Annotated in this window: 21 protein-coding genes; 5 read left to right on the top strand and 16 right to left on the bottom strand. The window is 35.5% G+C overall.

Annotated features, from left to right (window positions below):
- Positions 1-8 precede the first annotated feature (8 nt).
- Positions 9-566, bottom strand: coding sequence for a ComE operon protein 2 (locus NSS74_RS02735; RefSeq protein ID WP_002088698.1), 558 nt, complete (start codon positions 564-566; stop codon positions 9-11).
- Positions 567-629: 63 nt separating this feature from the next.
- A complete protein-coding gene (locus NSS74_RS02730; RefSeq protein WP_002143177.1) occupies positions 630-1,229 on the bottom strand; it encodes a helix-hairpin-helix domain-containing protein in 600 nt (199 codons plus the stop codon).
- Positions 1,230-1,306: 77 nt separating this feature from the next.
- Between NSS74_RS02730 and comER the strand changes: the two genes are divergently transcribed.
- A complete protein-coding gene (comER, locus tag NSS74_RS02725) occupies positions 1,307-2,134 on the top strand; it encodes a late competence protein ComER (RefSeq protein ID WP_016100601.1) in 828 nt (275 codons plus the stop codon).
- A gap of 172 nt (positions 2,135-2,306) precedes the next feature.
- Here the strand turns inward: comER and NSS74_RS02720 are convergent, their stop codons facing one another.
- The 8 genes from NSS74_RS02720 to NSS74_RS02685 form a co-directional block, all read right to left on the bottom strand.
- Complete coding sequence (locus NSS74_RS02720) at positions 2,307-3,056, bottom strand: class I SAM-dependent DNA methyltransferase (RefSeq protein ID WP_002088700.1); 750 nt, start codon at positions 3,054-3,056, stop codon at positions 2,307-2,309.
- The gene (rsfS, locus tag NSS74_RS02715; protein ID WP_000653209.1) at positions 3,053-3,409 is read right to left on the bottom strand and encodes a ribosome silencing factor; all 357 of its coding nucleotides are present in this window, start codon (positions 3,407-3,409) and stop codon (positions 3,053-3,055) included. The genes NSS74_RS02720 and rsfS overlap by 4 nt, the downstream gene beginning before the upstream one ends.
- Positions 3,406-3,975: a bis(5'-nucleosyl)-tetraphosphatase (symmetrical) YqeK gene (yqeK, locus tag NSS74_RS02710; RefSeq protein WP_002143180.1), complete on the bottom strand. Its 570-nt coding sequence runs from the start codon at positions 3,973-3,975 to the stop codon at positions 3,406-3,408. Before yqeK ends, rsfS begins: the two co-directional genes overlap by 4 nt.
- A complete protein-coding gene (locus NSS74_RS02705; protein ID WP_002015218.1) occupies positions 3,965-4,534 on the bottom strand; it encodes a nicotinate-nucleotide adenylyltransferase in 570 nt (189 codons plus the stop codon). The genes yqeK and NSS74_RS02705 overlap by 11 nt, the downstream gene beginning before the upstream one ends.
- Positions 4,535-4,669: 135 nt before the next feature.
- Positions 4,670-4,963 carry a ribosome assembly RNA-binding protein YhbY gene (gene yhbY, locus NSS74_RS02700; RefSeq protein ID WP_002015220.1) on the bottom strand — a complete coding sequence of 98 codons (294 nt, stop codon included), beginning with the start codon at positions 4,961-4,963 and terminating at the stop codon, positions 4,670-4,672.
- A gap of 4 nt (positions 4,964-4,967) precedes the next feature.
- Positions 4,968-5,801, bottom strand: a complete 834-nt coding sequence (gene aroE, locus NSS74_RS02695) for a shikimate dehydrogenase (RefSeq protein WP_002015222.1) — start codon at positions 5,799-5,801, stop codon at positions 4,968-4,970.
- A 15-nt stretch (positions 5,802-5,816) separates the two neighbouring features.
- Entirely contained in the window at positions 5,817-6,923 is a 1,107-nt protein-coding gene (gene yqeH, locus NSS74_RS02690) for a ribosome biogenesis GTPase YqeH (RefSeq protein WP_002015224.1), read from the bottom strand.
- 3 nt (positions 6,924-6,926) lie between these two features.
- Positions 6,927-7,439, bottom strand: coding sequence for a YqeG family HAD IIIA-type phosphatase (locus tag NSS74_RS02685; protein WP_002015225.1), 513 nt, complete (start codon positions 7,437-7,439; stop codon positions 6,927-6,929).
- A gap of 246 nt (positions 7,440-7,685) precedes the next feature.
- Here NSS74_RS02685 and NSS74_RS02680 point away from each other — a divergent pair, with 246 nt between their 5' ends.
- Positions 7,686-7,841, top strand: coding sequence for a sporulation histidine kinase inhibitor Sda (locus NSS74_RS02680; protein WP_002015226.1), 156 nt, complete (start codon positions 7,686-7,688; stop codon positions 7,839-7,841).
- Between the two features lie 152 nt (positions 7,842-7,993).
- Here NSS74_RS02680 and NSS74_RS02675 read toward each other — a convergent pair whose 3' ends face one another.
- The 3 genes from NSS74_RS02675 to NSS74_RS02665 form a co-directional block, all read right to left on the bottom strand.
- On the bottom strand, positions 7,994-8,782 hold the full coding sequence (locus NSS74_RS02675; protein WP_002129166.1) for a phosphatidylserine decarboxylase: 789 nt from the start codon (positions 8,780-8,782) through the stop codon (positions 7,994-7,996).
- 291 nt (positions 8,783-9,073) lie between these two features.
- Positions 9,074-9,787 (bottom strand): RNA polymerase sporulation sigma factor SigK, encoded by a 714-nt coding sequence (gene sigK, locus NSS74_RS02670; RefSeq protein WP_000051382.1) that lies wholly within the window; start codon positions 9,785-9,787, stop codon positions 9,074-9,076.
- Between the two features lie 183 nt (positions 9,788-9,970).
- Complete coding sequence (locus NSS74_RS02665; RefSeq protein ID WP_340813192.1) at positions 9,971-11,467, bottom strand: YcdB/YcdC domain-containing protein; 1,497 nt, start codon at positions 11,465-11,467, stop codon at positions 9,971-9,973.
- A gap of 304 nt (positions 11,468-11,771) precedes the next feature.
- Between NSS74_RS02665 and NSS74_RS02660 the strand changes: the two genes are divergently transcribed.
- Positions 11,772-12,422: a GTP pyrophosphokinase gene (locus tag NSS74_RS02660; RefSeq protein WP_002015229.1), complete on the top strand. Its 651-nt coding sequence runs from the start codon at positions 11,772-11,774 to the stop codon at positions 12,420-12,422.
- Between the two features lie 179 nt (positions 12,423-12,601).
- On the opposite strand, the gene NSS74_RS02655 is transcribed toward NSS74_RS02660, so the two are convergent.
- On the bottom strand, positions 12,602-13,066 hold the full coding sequence (locus NSS74_RS02655; RefSeq protein ID WP_002143183.1) for a hypothetical protein: 465 nt from the start codon (positions 13,064-13,066) through the stop codon (positions 12,602-12,604).
- Between the two features lie 54 nt (positions 13,067-13,120).
- Positions 13,121-14,506 (bottom strand): alkaline phosphatase, encoded by a 1,386-nt coding sequence (locus NSS74_RS02650; RefSeq protein WP_340813191.1) that lies wholly within the window; start codon positions 14,504-14,506, stop codon positions 13,121-13,123.
- 269 nt (positions 14,507-14,775) lie between these two features.
- On the opposite strand from NSS74_RS02650, the gene NSS74_RS02645 reads away from it, so the two are divergent.
- Complete coding sequence (locus NSS74_RS02645; RefSeq protein WP_002143185.1) at positions 14,776-15,615, top strand: GNAT family N-acetyltransferase; 840 nt, start codon at positions 14,776-14,778, stop codon at positions 15,613-15,615.
- 15 nt (positions 15,616-15,630) lie between these two features.
- Positions 15,631-16,515, top strand: a complete 885-nt coding sequence (locus NSS74_RS02640; protein ID WP_002143186.1) for an alpha/beta fold hydrolase — start codon at positions 15,631-15,633, stop codon at positions 16,513-16,515.
- A 36-nt stretch (positions 16,516-16,551) separates the two neighbouring features.
- Here NSS74_RS02640 and NSS74_RS02635 read toward each other — a convergent pair whose 3' ends face one another.
- On the bottom strand, positions 16,552-17,052 hold the full coding sequence (locus NSS74_RS02635; RefSeq protein WP_002015237.1) for a DoxX family protein: 501 nt from the start codon (positions 17,050-17,052) through the stop codon (positions 16,552-16,554).
- Between the last annotated feature and the right edge of the window lie 127 nt (positions 17,053-17,179).

The raw sequence follows: 17,179 nt of genomic DNA, 5'->3' as shown, positions 1-17,179 counted from the left end.
CTCACTCCTTATAGCATCATTTTCGCTTTAGTGAATACACGCTGTAATTCTTCCATTGATAAATTATCTTTTTCTAAAGCTGCGAATAATTCCTTTAGCTGTAAATGACGCTCTTGTTCCTCTAGCGATGTAATATCGTATTCTAGCGGAACGTGCTTTACTGTTACACTCGCTTGTTCAAATAACTCTACGGCATACGGATGATTTTTATAGTCCTGTGCATAATAAACCGCTGTAACACCACTTTGAATAATCGCCTTACAGCACTGCAAACAAGGAAAATGTGTGACATAAATTTCCGCTTCCTCTGTTTTTGCACCAAATTTCGCACATTGCAATAAAGCATTCATTTCAGCATGAATTGTACGAACGCAATGATTATCAATGACATAGCAACCATCGTCTATACAATGGACACCACCTTTAATTGAACCGTTATATCCACCAGCAATAATTCGTTTATCACGAACGATTGTCGCTCCTACCGCAAGCCTTGTACATGTACTACGTAAAGATAGTAGATGGCTTTGCGTCATAAAATATTGATCCCATGAAATTCGTTCCATATTTTTCACCTTCTTTTTTGTCTACTTGTAGTGTAGCGAAAAAAGAAAAACTTCGTCAATCTTTTATGGAATAATAATTTGATCTTTTATTTTCTCTAAAGACTTCGCACCAATCCCATCAATTTCTAATAAATCTTCTATTTTCTGAAACGGACCATGTTCTTCTCGGTATTTCAAAATACTTTCCGCTTTCCGAGAACCAATGCCTGTTATTTTTTCAAGTTGCTCTTTAGAAGCTGTATTTATTTGCACTTTACCCTCGCTTTTTGAAAAAGTAGTCCCTTCTTGCACTGACTCATTCTTGTTAGGAACATACAGAAGCATTTGGTCTTGGACCATTTGCGCCAAATTCACTTTCTTCACATCTGCATCCGGCAACAAACCACCAGCTTTTTCAACCGCCTCCTTCACCCGGTCCCCTTCCTTCATTTCATACACACCCTCTTTAAAAACCGCCCCTTTCACATCAATTATAATTATTTTTTTCTGCTCCTTTGTATCCAATACTTTCGGTTTACTTTTTTTCTCCACATCTTTTACTTGAACTTCCGTTGTAATGAGCGATCGCTCTGTTTGCTGATTCGTTTTCCAGAAAAAAAGAAAAATCAAAGTGCCAATAATAACCACTAATCCCAACCATTTTTTCGGAAAATCCCACATCATTTTACACCTCTAATCATAAATTTATAACATCATTCATATTGTTTAGGAGAAAGCTGTTACGAAGGAGGGATGAAACATTGAACATAGGAATTATAGGGACAGGGAACATGGGGAATATACTAATCGATGCATTTTTAGAAACCCGTGCTGTCAAACCTTCGTGCCTTACTATTATTAATCGGACGCCTGCCAAAGCATATCATATAAAAGAAAAATACCCTTCTGTTCATATAGCCAAAACAATCCAAGAGGTAATCGAACAATCCCAGCTTATTTTCATTTGCGTAAAACCGATAGACATATACCCTATTCTACAAAAATACGCTGACCATTTTTCAGACGAAGATTGCTTAGTTTCTATCACAAGCCCCATATCTCCATCACAATTAGAAACACTTATACCTTGCCACGTCGCTCGTATCATTCCAAGCATCACAAACCGCGCCTTATCCGGCGCATCACTATTTACATTTGGAAATAACTGCTCTCTAGAATGGCAACAAAAACTACTTCGTCTATTCAAAAACATTTCTACTCCCCTTGTTATAGAAGAAGATATAACGCGCGTTTCATCTGATATAGCAAGCTGCGGCCCTGCTTTTTTTAGTTATTTATTACAATGTTTCATTAACGCTGCTGTAGATAAAACAAATATTACACATGAAGAAGCCACTACTTTAGTAAGTGAAATGGTCATTGGAATGGGGAAATTACTCGAAAAAGAAATTTTCACATTACCTACTTTACAAGAAAAGGTATGCGTTAAAGGCGGTGTTACAGGAGAAGGTATTCGTATTTTAGAAGAGCACGTTGGGGATATGTTTCATAAATTAATCGAACGGACACATGAGAAATTTGATGAAGACTTAAAATGCGTTGAGCAGCAATTCGATAAACACACATAATAAATACGCCATCGTAATCCCAAACCCTTTTTATTAATACTTATCTTTTTCATGCTACATTTTCACTAAAACTAGCATTTTTACACTTTACACATATCATCTTTTTATTTTTCTAGAACTAAAACTACATCTTTTCTATAAAAGAAAAGCAACCTTATCGGTTGCTTTTCTTTTATCCATTCTTCTTCGCCATAAAAAAGATGCGCTCTGTTTGTTCTGTCACTTCAATTCGTTCAAAGTCACCTGTGACGCGAAGCACTGTAAACCCAGCTTCTTCAAGCCATTTTGTTAACACTTCAACCGAATACGCACGTTGCACGTGACATTCGTCAAAACGATGATACACATCTTCTTCTGAATCTTGTACAAAGAATGTCAAATCATGTTCCACACTATCTGATTCTTCTCCAGGGAAGCAGTTCCAAATAAGTGATATTTCTTCGCCGTTCACTGTATATGTTTCATTTTGAAATACGTGATGTATTTTATATAAAGAGTGTACATCGAATAAAAACAAGCCATCCTGACGTAAATGGTGGAAAACTCTTCTAAATGTTTCTTGCACTCCATCTTCTTGCAATACGTAATTTAATGAGTCACAAAAGATTGTCACACAATCAAATTCACCAGGAACATCGAGCTCTCTCATGTCTTGTTGGTAAAAAGGAATAAAATATCCTTCTCCCCCCAATTTTTGCTGCGCGACAGTTAACATTTCTTCCGAAAGATCTACACCAATTAAATCATAACCTTTTCGCACAAGCGGAAGTGTTACGTTACCAGTTCCACATGCTACGTCAAGGATTCTTGCCTCTTTCATAGATGCCTGTTGTAAACTTTCCTCTGTGAATTCCACCCATTTATCATAAGGGACATCATTCATCAGTTCGTCATACAGCAAAGCAAATTGTTCGTATTTCATTGATCTAGCTCATCTGCAATATCTTCACGCGGCACATCGCCCCATAGACGCTCTAAATTATAGTGATTACGCTCATCTTTATGGAATACATGAGCAACCACATCACCAAGGTCTACTAAAACCCAACGTGCTTCATCAAAGCCTTCCATACGTTGTACGTTAATTTCGAACTCATGTGCCTTCGCTTTAATTTCACGTGCAATTGCTTGTACTTGCTTGTCTGAATTTCCGTGACAAATAATAAAATAGTCTGCAATCGGTGAAATACCTTGCATATTTAGTACAACCATATCTTCTGCTCTCTTATCATCAGCTGCTTTTGCCGCTAATACTAATAACTCTTTATCTTTCATTTATTAATTTCCTCCTTGATAACTTCATTGTATGTTTGGAATGTTAATGGATAAATCGTTTGATCTTTTTCCATTAAAAATTGAATTGTTCGCTTTAAAGCAAACAGTAAAGCTTGATTTATATCTTTATATGCGAGTTTCCTCGCTTCTTCCACACCAGGAAACTTACGTCCTGGTTCAATGTAATCTGCTACATAAATAACTTTATCTAACATTGTCATTTTTTCATGACCACTTGTATGATATGTAATAGCTTGTAGAATTTCAGGATCAGTAATGCCTACTTCTTTTTCTACTAAGTATGCCCCAACAGGTGCATGCCATAACTCTTTGTTATAGTGCAGTAGATCCTTTGGCAAAGCTTCTCTCTTAATAATCTCTTCCATTTCTGGAATCGCTCTACATTTTGCATAATCGTGAAATATAGCAGCCGTCTCTGCCTTTTTCTCATCTACACCATATAACCTAGCAAGTTCAATCGCTGTTTCCATTACACCAACCGTGTGTATATAACGTTTTTCATGCATTTGTTGTTTGACAATACTAAGTGCTTCCTCACGATTCATACAACCCATTCCTCTCGATATATACCTGTACTTTTTCGGGGAGTAAATATTTGCACGTTTTCTTCGTCATATATCTCTCACGTAACAGAGAAGAAGAAACTGCAAACTCCGGAATTTCCACTTTTACGATATCATAAGGCGTATGTAATGTATAACCTGGTCTTGCAACTCCAACGAAAGTCACAAGCTTAAGTAACTTTTCAATGTTATACCACTTCGGCAAATACTCAACCATGTCTCCGCCAATAATAAAGTGAAACTGCACATCCGGATACTTCTCCGTTAATTGTACCATAGTATCGTACGTATAAGATGGGCCTTCTCTGTCTAGCTCTTCTAAACAAATTGAAAAGTATGCTTCTTCCTCAATCGCTATTTGCAGCATGTTTAATCGACTTTTCACACTCGTAATGTTACGTCCTTGCTTGTGCGGTGGAACTTGATTCGGCAAAAACCATACCTCTTCCAACCCTAAAGCATGATACACTTCATTTGCAATTAACAAATGCCCATTATGAGGTGGATCAAACGTGCCACCAATAATGCCAATTTTTCTCAAAAGAAACGCTCCTTCCTTTTACATACAGCAACTCTCCCCATACAAATTCGAAGAGAGCCCACTGTTAATAAAAGTTCAATTGGTTTCGCTTTCTACATATCAAGCGTCCATTACGAAATAACTCACGTATATCTTTTATCGAGGAAGCTTAATCTGCTTATTTTCTCTTGATTCTTTGTATAAAACAATTGTGCTTCCGATTACTTGAACGATTTCAGCTCGTGCACCTTGTGCAAGCTCTTCTGCAACTTCACTACGATCAAATTCACAGTTTTGTAATACGCTCACTTTAAATAGTTCACGAACTTCTAATGCTTCTCCAATTTGTTTCACCATATTTTCATTCACGCCACCTTTTCCAACTTGAAAAATCGGTGTTAAATGATGTGCCTTTGCACGTAAAAATCTTTTTTGTTTTCCTGTTAACATATAATTAGCCTCCAAGCTCTCTCATTACTAATTGTTTCATTCTATCAATATTCGGCACACACCCTGTCCACATTTCAAACGCAAGTGCACCTTGATAAACGAACATATCGATTCCATTTTGAATTATTGCACCTTGTTCTTTCGCATCGCCTAAAATTTTCGTCTCAAATGGATTATAAATAATATCAGAAACAATCGTTCCTTGTTTCAATGAACGAATTTCCAACGGCGTATACTCAACATGTGGATGCATACCTATCGTTGTTGTTTGGATGATAATATCATATTCCCCTTGATTTTCTGCTGCACATTCTAACGATAGAGCATGCGAATTAACATTTGCCATGCACCCAGAGATAAGGTTTTTCGCCTTATCTCTCGTACGATTAGCAATATCAATTTCTTTCACACCTACATCGGCAAGCGAGAAGTAAATAGCTCGGCTAGCACCACCTGCACCGATTAATAAAATACGTTTCTCTTGAAGTGGATCTTCACTAATTGACTGCAGGGCACGAACAAAACCAATTCCATCTGTATTATACCCAATCAATTTTCCATCTCGATGAACTACTGTATTTACCGCACCGATTTGCCTTGCTAACGGGGCAATCTCATCCAAGTACTCCATAATTGCAACTTTGTGCGGAGTCGTTACATTAAATCCTGAAATACCTAATGCTTTCAAACCTTTTACTGCTTCCCCTAGCGCTTCTTCTTCCACAAGAAACGCATGATAATGGGCATCCATATTCAAGTGTTCAAATGCATCGTTATGCATAACGGGTGATAATGAATGTCCAATTGGATTTCCGATTACACCATATAATTGTTTCATAAATCCCTCTCCATATTAAATTAAAGATTTACGTAATGAAACACTTACTCCTTTTGGTACATGAGCAACAATTTTCGCTCCTGATTCATTTACAGTAACCCAGCCCAACCCAGAGAATACAACATCCGTTTTCGGCTCACGAATATTAAATTCATATTTCACAAACTTAGGCATATTTTCTAATTCTTCTGGTGTCGGTGGATTCAATAATTCTCCAGCGTGTTTTTCGTACAATTCATCAGCCTTTTCAAGCTTTGTACGATGGATTGTTAAACGGTTTGAGAAATGACAAGTGAATGCACGACGGCCCCCACTTACATAATCAAATCGTGCTAATCCACCAAAGAATAATGTTTGTTCTTCATTTAATTGGAATACCATTGGCTTAACTTCTGTAGTCGGTGTAATAAGCTTTAAGCTTTGTTTCCCAACATAATGCGCCATTTGATGATGATTAATAATACCTGGTGTATCGTATAAAGATGACGTTTCGTCTAATGGGATATCAATTAAATCAAGCGTTGTTCCTGGGAAATGTGATGTTGTAATTACATTCTCAGTCTCATCACTAAACTCTTTAATCATACGATTAATAAATGTTGATTTACCAACATTCGTACATCCAACAACATAAACATCTTTACCTTCGCGGTAATGCTCAATTGCATCAGCAAGTTCAGCGATTCCTTGTCCTTTAGCTGCACTAATTAAAAAGACATCTTCTGGTTTTAAACCAAGTTGCTTTGCACTATAGCGCATCCAATGTTTTACTTTATCATGCTTAACTGACTTTGGAATTAAGTCAGCCTTATTCCCTACAAGTAATACTTTATTGTTCCCTACAAAACGATGTAAGCCCGGTAACCAGCTACCATTGAAATCGAAAATATCTACGATTTTAACCACTAGTGCGTCTGATTGTCCAATTCCGTTCAAAATACGAAGGAAATCATCATCTGTTAAAGATACATCTTGAATTTCGTTATAATGTTTCAAACGAAAACAACGTTGGCAAATTACTTGTTCTTTTTCTAAAGATGATACAGGAGCGTATCCTACTTCATTTTTATTTTCTGTTTGAATTTCTACACCGCAACCAATACATTTAATTGTTTCAGTCAAACTTTATTCCTCCCAGTTAATTAAGCCTTTTTTCTTCATGTTTCTCATAATTCTTCGTTCAATTTTTCGATTAAATCGTGTCACCAATCCGTCCGTTTGCGCTACCGGTACAACTAAAATTGTATGAAGTCCCACACGATTCCCGCCGAGCACATCCGTTAGTAACTGATCTCCAATTACTACAACTTCATCTGGCTGCAGGTGCATCTCATGTATCGCACGCTTAAATGCGCGAACAAACGGTTTGCGCGCACTATGAATAAACGGAATACCTAATGGGTCAGCGAAATCTTTAACGCGTTGCTCGTTGTTATTTGAAACGACCGTTACTTGAATATCATTTTCTTTCATTTTCAAAAACCACTCTTCAAGCTGTGGCGTTGCGTTTGGACGATCCCATTCAATTAAAGTGTTATCTAAATCAGTAATAACTCCTTTAATTCCACGTTTTTTCAAATCTTCTGGTTGAATATGATATATATTTTTCACATATTCATTTGGTAAAAATAACTTCAATTTCTTTCACCTCTTTGAGGATTTTCCATAAAATTTTTCGACAACATTTTTCGATAGATAACCTGTGGATAAACTTGTACACACTTTCCACGTTAATTTTTCAGTCAATTTGGAATTTACTAACAATCTATTCACATTTTATCCACTGAGTTATGTGGATAACCTCTTGTTTGTGACTGTCATATTTTTTTGGTACATTAAATGCAACAACGAATCAATCCTTATATTATTAGGAGGTGACTCACCTTGAAAACAAAACATATGGAACAGTTATCTACTGATTTACTCACTGAGTCTTATTATAAAGCAAAAGAACTAAAATTAAATCCCGACTTCATTTTACTTATAAAACAAGAAATTATTAGACGCTCGTTAGAGGACAAGCTCGTCAAATCTTCTTGAGTACATATAGATTGCTGATTGACCTGTAAAAAGAGCCATCCTGCGATGGCTCTCGAATAAACAAGTACTCCCATCTAGGGGATTTCTTCATTAAGCATCTTTGTCCACATTTCTTAATTAGAGCTTCATAAGTATATTATAAAACCTTTTCTTTACTTATGAGATACTCGGGTTGCAATTTTTTCACCAAGACGCAGCTCTTGCCCACTTGTCAATTCCTGCACTGCTTTAATCATATCTTTTTCAAATAATAAAACAACTGTTGAGCCAAATGTAAAGTATGCCATCTCTTCACCTTTTTGAACAGTACTTCTTTCATGAAGGAGCTCGATACTATTAACAAACATAGCACCTACTTTTACAAGTGCCATATGTTCGCCGTCACTATTTACTTCTGTAACAGAGCGATAATTTTTTGACAATGGTTCTTTCCCATACTCCATACCCGCTGCATTTACCGGATATGATTTTCTACCGAGTACAAATCTTTCAGTCACAGAGCCAGAAAGCGGGCTATGAATACGATGATAATGACTTGGACTCAAATAAATCACCATATATGTACCGCCTGCATATCGCTTTGCACGCTCTTCATTACCTAGCATATCCACAATTGAATAACGCTTTCCTTTTATATCGAATGTTTTTGTATCCTCAATAGGACCTTGATCAGCAAAAACACCATCAACAGGACTAACGATACTCGACGCATCAGTATCAATACTACGCTTTCCTTCTTTTAGCCTACGTGTAAATAAATCATGCAATGTTCCATATTCCTTCAAACCCTTTTCCATCTCATCTTGATTAATTTGAAAAACTTTCACATACGATGGAATAATGATAGAGCTCAAACGAGATTGTGCAAATTTACGTAATATATAAGAAGTAAAACGACCATTTGTAAGTTCGATCATAAGTCGATATAATGTCCGTCGCAAATTACGAAACCTCCTAATCAGCCTATAACTTTAGTTTCCCCTTCTTTTCTCTCTATATCATATGTAAAATTGGTTCTTATTCCCACATATAGAATGGAGCCGTCTCGTTATACACGAAGAAAAACTAAGTATAATTTTTATTCTTAAATTGTTTAGCACCTTCTAATATTACAGATAGAACCCGCCATTTTCAACAGTGAACATGTATTTCTTCTTAGAACAGCTCGTTTTCTTTCCGTTTTCCCGAAAGAAAAGCAGCCACTTTTAAAGTGTAGCTGCTTACAATACACATTATTCTTTTGCTTTTTTCTCTTTCTCAGCCCGCACAAATTCATGGAACATTTTCATTAAAGCACGCTTTTCAATTCGCGATACGTAGCTTCTTGAAATACCGAGTGCCTTCGCAATCTCCCTCTGTGTTTTCTCTTTATCAAGCCCAAGTCCAAAACGCTTCACAATTACTTCTTTCTCTCGTTCGTCCAAAATATCGATATACTCTTTAATTTTTTCTAACTCCATACTAAGCTGAATCATATCAATTACATCTTCAGATTCTGATTTTAATATATCAATAAGTGATATTTCATTACCCTCTTTATCTTGCCCAATCGGATCATGAAGTGAAACGTCTTTTTTCGTTTTCTTTAGCACACGTAAATGCATCAAAATTTCATTTTCGATACAGCGTGCTGCATATGTTGCAAGCTTAGTTCCTTTCCCTGCTGAATAGCTTTCAATCGCTTTAATAAGCCCAATGGTACCAATTGAAATTAAATCTTCTGCATCTTCACCAGTGTTTTCGAATTTCTTAACAATATGAGCTACAAGCCGTAAATTATGTTCAATTAAAAGATTTCTCGCTTGAGCATCACCTTGCTCCATTAACTCTAAGTACTTTCTCTCATCATCTGATGATAACGGCTGCGGGAACGCATTGTTCTTCACATAAGAAACAAATACAAACACTTCTCGAACCATATATCCAATTGCGGCGAATAGACTCAAACCTTTCACCTCCGCCAAAATAGTGGTCTTTACTATGTGTATGTGGGCATGAGGTTGTTTGTGTCTGTACGATGTAAATATGGAACTCTTAACTTAATGGCATTCTTAAATCACTCAACGCTAATCATTAAATTTTTCTATAAACATAGTAAAAGCCAATCGAAACGTATCGATTGGCTTTTACTAATATTCACTCCAAATTTTCTCTCCAGTATGCGCATCTATGTAACGAATTTTCCGACTACAATCGACGGATTCTTTATGATTTTCACTCCTCGTTTGTTTATACAGCAGTTTATATTTCATTTCCTCTGCATCATGATCTATACACCATTCTAATTTTACTCGAATGACCTCTTTATATATTTCTAACGCTTTTTCTTTTGTTACTTTTGGTGCTGTTTCATGTGCAAGTAACTCTTCTATTATATTGCTAGTTTTTCCCGAGTAGTGCATCACAGCACCATTTTCTGTATTAATGTTGACCATGAATTCCCTATACTCTACCGGAATTTCATTCACATATACTGAAAAGACAAATCTTTCAATCCCTTCATCTTCGTCACGTTCATCCCAAAGGCGAAGATATTGTGTAACATCTGGAATAACATGTTCTAAAAATTGAAGTGCTTTTTGTAAACATTCCTCTCTAGACAGTATTTGTTTTACTTCTTTATCGTCTGCCAGTTTTATAAAACCAATTAATTCATTGGTTGATTTATCAATCGTAATGCCAACTAAATTATTATATTTTAACATCGGTAAATGCTTTTTAAAGAATTCATTCATTAAATATGGATTCTTTTCTTCTTTCTGTTTTTGTAATTCCTCTTTCGAAACAAATTTCATCCTTATTCCATCTTCATTTTCTGTCTCAGCCACTTTTGTAAAACTTTCTTTATCCCAGTCAAATAAATCGAATATATCATCTTGTTGACTACCTTTTTTCGGTTTTTCAACAGCTACAGTTGGAGGCAATTTATAATGATCTGGGTCAAACAAATCTTTACCTGTACTTGCATCAATAAACGCATGACTAGGTTCTGGTTCATATACAAGATGATAGCCTTTTACTTCCTCACCATTTTCATATTTACATGAAGAATGTGTTAAATCCACAAATACAAGTCTCATATCTTGTCTAGCTCTCAAAGTTTCTAAAACGACGTTCTCCTCAACAATTTCAATTGGCCATAACGGTTTTTTCCCTATAGCTTTTTGTCCATTGTAATGAAAATGCACAACATTACCTGAAGGATGAATTCGCACAACACATCCTGTATTCGGCAATGGATATCCATTCACTTCCTGCATATAATTTATTTCTTTCCAACCACGCCAGTCATCCTTAACTGACACATATGTATAAAATTCTAATTCTTCTTCCACATATTTTTTTATAAATACATTTGCAATCTCTCTTGCCTTATTCTCCTCTATCACTTCTTTATCACTCGAAAAATAATTTTCATCATCTATCCTGAATTCGAATAAATTACCAGTATGCCTATTTAATGTAATTTGTATCTTTTTCTCCTCATCCTCTTTATGCCCCCACCATAATAGATGATACGGATCATCCACTCCTTCTTGATCATCTACAACAAGCCTATATTCATCTGGAATTTCAATAATATGGGCCACTTTCTCTTTTCTTTTTTTATCTTTTGGATTCATCATACCCTCTCCTTTATTACAATTTAAGGTAATTATAACAAACAAAACCAAAAGCCGTTATCAAAAAGACAAAAAACTGAAACAATTAGTTCATACGAATTTCACATGAATCTATTACTATAAGAATTGTACATAGTGAAATTACTAACAATGACGTTTATTCATATATAATTTCATTTGAAAGGGGTTGAAAAGATGAAAACTAAATATCGCTTTATGATCTCATCATTTGCTGCTTGCGCCTACATGATTTGGTGTTTAGTATAATAACAACTTCACTTGTAAATAAGAAAAGGTGTGTATAGAAATGGAATATAACCAATCAACAGTTAACTACTGGAAAGCTTTTGTATTACCTTATACATTCGCTTTAGAAGAGTTAAAAACTAAATTTGAAATTATGAACCGGGAAGCTCAATTTTTAGAAGACTACAACCCGTTTGAACATATAAAAACAAGACTTAAACAACCCGAAAGTATCATTAGGAAGCTTGAGCGTAAAAACTTATCACCAACAGTTGAAAATGCTCAAACACAATTACAAGATATTATTGGCATCCGTATTACATGTTGCTTTGTAGAAGATATTTATCATTTAAAAGAAGTTATTGAAAATCGTGGAGACATGGAAATTGTAGAAGTAAAAGATTATATTGCTAATCCAAAAGGAAATGGCTATAAAAGTTTGCATATGATTATTAAATATCCATTGTCACTAAATTCTGGTACGAAAGATGTCTTTGCAGAAATTCAATTACGTACACTTGCCATGGACTTTTGGGCAAGTTTAGAACATAAACTTTACTACAAATATGAAGGAAATATACCTGACTATTTGAAAGATGAACTACATGACGCTGCTATGAAAGCTGAAGACCTCGATAATAAGATGGCAACAATCCGTCAAGATATTGATGACATTGAAGCATGTTCAAATCAAATTTTATTACCACTATAAAAAGGTTCTCTCCTATGAGAACCTTTTTATCCCGCTATTTGCGGGCAGTAAGACTCCCACCTCAAAATTCTGCGAATGCGAAGGAGTTAGGTGGGCGATCAACTGCCCATAAAAGCCCGATTGGTTCAACTAATAATCAGTGGGGGATGGACAAAACCCCCACTGATTAAAGTTTCACTTTATTTCTTCTCTATCGTACGAACCTCTTCAATCTTCCACCCTTCGTCTTCTTTTCCAAGTGCATACTGCATTTTCTTTTGGAGAGTAACCCCTCCATCTACTTCTTTTTCCTCCGTTTCAACAATAACAAGCCCACCTTTAAGAGCTTTCATATTCATATGTTCCAATTCTATTTTCTTATTTCCCTTTTGAAATGCCGCTTCCTTTTGTGTTTTTAAGTCTTCAGCACTAGGCATCTTCTTTGAAAATAACTCCATATGCTCAGCAAGATTTTTTTCATTCGTCGTCCGTACAAATGCCTCAATAACATCTTGAATGGATTTCTCTTCTTCTTTCGTTATATGTACCTTTTCCTCAGTTTTCCCAGCAGATTTTTGTTCTATATTATTCTCTTGAGATTGACATCCAACTAGCAATAATACGAATACTAGAAGGAATCTTAATTTCCCTAAAAAAAATCTCATCTTTCCATCTCCTAAAAAGAAAAGTGAGGCATTTCGCCTCACTTTCATTTATAATTAGCGTCTTCCTTTATTCGGATCGCCACCGCCAACGATGTCAAAGACACGTTTAGCTATATTTGTATTCTCTTGAACGCCAGAGAATAAGTATTTACCTGGTCCGAATGCATATACGTTCACATCTTCACCTGTATGTCCACCCGTTGTCCAACCTGTAACCGAACGCTTATTGAAGATATCTTCAATTGCATTATCAATCTTTGTTACATCTTTTGATGGAGCTATATCATTTACAGCTTTAATTTCTTCTGGTGTTAATTGTAGATCAATATACTTTTTCAATGTTTCTTCTACATTTGCACCTTTTACAATCCCACTTGCCATAAAGTCTGGCGTACGTTTCGCAGCTTTAATCGGATCTACTTTAAAATTATACTCACCATTCGCACCTAAAGATAATCCGCCAGTAGCATGATCTGCAGTTGCAACAACTAATGTGTTCTTATCTTTTTTCGCAAACTCAATTGCTGCTTTAAACGCTTTTTCGAAGTCTTCCATTTCACTCATTGCACCGACAATATCATTATCATGTCCAGCCCAATCAATTTGACTACCTTCGACCATTAAGAAGAAACCGTCTTTATTTTTGTTCAAGCGCTCAATCGCTGCATTTGTCATCTCTTCTAATGAAGGTGTTTTGTCAGTACGGTCAATCATTTTGTCTAAACCACCTGGTGCAAATAAGCCAAGAACTTGATCGCTTTTATCATTTAATAATTGATTACGATCTGTTACATAACTATAACCAGACTTCTTAAATTCTTCTGTAAGATTGCGGTCTTTTCTAACAAAGTTCTTTACGCCCCCGCCAAGCATAACATCTATTTTATGCTTACCTTTAATTTTCTCATCAAAGTAATCATTTGCAATTGCGTCCATATTTTTACGACTAATATCATGTGCACCGAATGCAGCTGGTGTTGCATGCGTAATTTCAGAAGTTGCAACGAGTCCCGTTGACTTCCCTTTTTCTTTCGCTTGCTCCAATACTGTTTTCACTTCAGCTTTATCATTATCTACTGCAATAGCTGCGTTATATGTTTTTATACCTGCTGACATCGCAGTAGCTGCCGATGCAGAGTCTGTAATATTTTCATGTTCATCTTCTGGATATGTTTTTTGTGTTCCTACAAGATGCTTATCAAATTCTGTAGATTCCATCTCAAATGTTTTTGGATTATCTTTCATATAACGATGAGCTGTCATATATGAAGGCCCCATACCGTCCCCAATTAATACAATGACATTTTTAATTTTTGCATTGTTTCCGTTCTCATCTGCATTAACCTCACTAGAACGCGTAAAATTCCATGTTGCTACTGAAGTAACTGCTAACGACGCCACAACTGCAAATGGCCATGCTTTTTTTACAAACTTTTTCACTGTCTTGTCCCCCTAATTAGGTTATTCATTTCCCACTATCAAATTTAATAGAAGACTGTTAAGAGAAAATGAGTTATATGTAAATTTTTTGTTAACTTATGTAAATTTAAGTTATAATTTGTATAAGTTTGTCTTTTCATATCAAGCATACTCCCCTTTACAAAGATAAATATAAACATGTTGGATTTCTTTTAATACGAACCTATTATTTTACATTTCTTAATATTATTCTTATTTTTTCTAATTTAAATAGAAATATGGTGAACTTTATGAAAACAGTAAAACTAGACGCATCTTCCATTCCAGATTTACTCTCTCTTTGCGAATCAGTTGGGTGGTTACAGCATGAGAGTTTTATGAAAGAGCAATTCCATATGTACCTTTCCATTGGCACAATTTTTGGCTATGTACATGAGAATAAACTTATTGCAGCGGGCGGGGTCTTTTCGTTTGCCCCTGGATTTTCTTCTATCGGTATGTTAATCGTGCATCCTGATTTTCAAAGAAAAGGAATTGGCCGTATTTTGTTAAACAATAGCTTAAAAGTAACTTATCCATCGCTCCCTATTACGCTCATTGCAACAAAAGCTGGTGAATCCTTATATGAATCTTATGGATTTCAATCAATAACAACAATTCATCGTTTCGAAAAACAAGCGGCTCATATAAGTATAAATTCTTTTCCCATAAAACAAATTCAGCAAGCCGATCTTCAATCTCTCATTTTTCTTGATCAAACTGCGACTGGTGCAGATCGTTCTAAGCTTTATTTATCACTACTATCGAGAGCAACTTACTCCTTTAAAATAGAGCGGGATAATCAAATAGATGCTTTTGCTTTATGCATACAAAAAGGAGATGTACTATGTATCACTCCACTTATTTCAAAAAAAGAAAAAGACGCTATTCAGTTATTAGAAATAATTTGCAACTCGTGGAATGGGACGATACGCATTGATGTTCCGCACTCACAATTCATTTTCCGTCAATTTCTTCAAACAGAAAATTTCCAGGAAACGCTCCTTTCACCTCTTATGATAAAGAACGGTAATCAACTTCCTGGAAATCGTAATATACTATTTGCTATGATAGATGCAGCGTTATGTTAGAAAGGGGACACCTAATTGAAGCGATTTAGCTATTTTATGGTAGGTTGTCTTACTCTTACACTATTAGTAGGATGTAGTGCAGCAGAAAAGCCAGTAGAACAAGTAAAACAAGTTAAAAATACAATTACAGCGAAACTAGCTACCGAGGAAAAAATGGTAGAGATAGATGGTCAAACGATTTACTTTAAAAAGATTGGTGATGAAAAACCACCTTTACTTATGATCCATGGATTTGGAGGATCATCCGATGGTTTTCAAAAGGTTTACTCAGATTTAGCAAAAGATCATACGATTATTTCTGTTGATGCTTTAGGATTCGGACGTTCCTCTAAACCGATGGATTTTTATTATTCTTTCCCAACTCATGCAAATTTGTATTATAAGTTAATGAAAAAATTAGGGTATGACTCATTCGCAATACTGGGACATTCTATGGGCGGAGAAATTTCTCTTAATTTAACATATTTATACCCCGAAGCGGTTACCCACCTTATTTTAACTGATGCTACAGGCGGCCCTCATACGTTCGTTAATAAACAAGGTTCACCAAAACCAAAGTTGTCGACTGATTTAAGTGCCGTTTCTTCTATTGCAGATTATGATGAGAGCAAAGTTAAATTCAAGCGTAATGATGAAGAGCATTATAATAAAATGAAATTATGGCCTAGGCGTCTTCAAATCAATGCAACTGAAATCAAGCAACCAACTTTAATTATATGGGGAAGAAATGATAGTAGCGTTTCTTGGAAAGAAGGAGAAACTTATCATCAATTCTTAAAAAATAGCACTTTCCATATTATTGAAAAAGGTTATCATGCTCCATTTCGTCAAGAGCCACAAGAATTTGTAGGGTATGTAAAAGATTTCTTCGAGAAAAATCCTATAAGTGCTGAAAAATAAACGGGTATCTCATTTTGAGATACCCGTTTTCATATATTAAGCAGCTTGCTTTTGGCGTTTTTGAATTTTTGATCCTAGTACTTTTGGAATAACTAAGCCATCAATTCCAAGTTTTCCAGCATTCATACCAGAAACAAGAACGAACATGGATAAGATAACCATTTCAGGGTTCACACCAATTGACCCACTAAACATATAGGAAAAGTTCATTACAAGACCGAAAAAGACCGCTGTTTTTGTTAAACAGCCTACAATTAAACCAATTCCGACTAAAATTTCTCCCCACGTCACAAGTGTATTAAATAAATCAACGTTTGGAATTGCAAAATCTTGTAAAAATGATGCCCACCAAGATTGAACAGCTGGTTGTGCTCCTTTAGATTTTTCAATTGCACCTTGTAAATAACCAGTTGCATCGAAGCCTTTCCCTTGTAATTTACCGATTCCAGCCATTACCCATGTGTAACCAAGATACACTCGAATTATCGCTAATACAAAAGAGACTGCTTTGTTTTCTCTTAAAAATTGAATAATCATATCTTCCTCCTAAAGTTGTAATTAAGTCAGTTACAGATAATATAATAACATTAGTTACTTACTTTTAAAACATTAATCGTGAATAATTTGTGACATACATAAAAAATATTAAATACTAACGTTTATA

Origin of the sequence: Bacillus sp. FSL E2-8868, assembly GCF_038005505.1 — a bacterium.
GTDB lineage: Bacteria > Bacillota > Bacilli > Bacillales > Bacillaceae_G > Bacillus_A > Bacillus_A mycoides.
This window is presented reverse-complemented; position numbering and strand designations above follow the sequence as displayed.

Coding starts and splice junctions, on each gene's coding strand:
- NSS74_RS02735 (WP_002088698.1), bottom strand. CDS start 566: ATGGAACGAATTTCATGGGATCAATATTTTATGACGCAAAGCCATCTA.
- NSS74_RS02730 (WP_002143177.1), bottom strand. CDS start 1,229: ATGATGTGGGATTTTCCGAAAAAATGGTTGGGATTAGTGGTTATTATT.
- NSS74_RS02720 (WP_002088700.1), bottom strand. CDS start 3,056: ATGAAATACGAACAATTTGCTTTGCTGTATGACGAACTGATGAATGAT.
- rsfS (WP_000653209.1), bottom strand. CDS start 3,409: ATGAAAGATAAAGAGTTATTAGTATTAGCGGCAAAAGCAGCTGATGAT.
- yqeK (WP_002143180.1), bottom strand. CDS start 3,975: ATGAATCGTGAGGAAGCACTTAGTATTGTCAAACAACAAATGCATGAA.
- yhbY (WP_002015220.1), bottom strand. CDS start 4,963: ATGTTAACAGGAAAACAAAAAAGATTTTTACGTGCAAAGGCACATCAT.
- aroE (WP_002015222.1), bottom strand. CDS start 5,801: ATGAAACAATTATATGGTGTAATCGGAAATCCAATTGGACATTCATTA.
- NSS74_RS02665 (WP_340813192.1), bottom strand. CDS start 11,467: ATGATGAATCCAAAAGATAAAAAAAGAAAAGAGAAAGTGGCCCATATT.
- NSS74_RS02660 (WP_002015229.1), top strand. CDS start 11,772: ATGGAATATAACCAATCAACAGTTAACTACTGGAAAGCTTTTGTATTA.
- NSS74_RS02655 (WP_002143183.1), bottom strand. CDS start 13,066: ATGAGATTTTTTTTAGGGAAATTAAGATTCCTTCTAGTATTCGTATTA.
- NSS74_RS02645 (WP_002143185.1), top strand. CDS start 14,776: ATGAAAACAGTAAAACTAGACGCATCTTCCATTCCAGATTTACTCTCT.
- NSS74_RS02635 (WP_002015237.1), bottom strand. CDS start 17,052: ATGATTATTCAATTTTTAAGAGAAAACAAAGCAGTCTCTTTTGTATTA.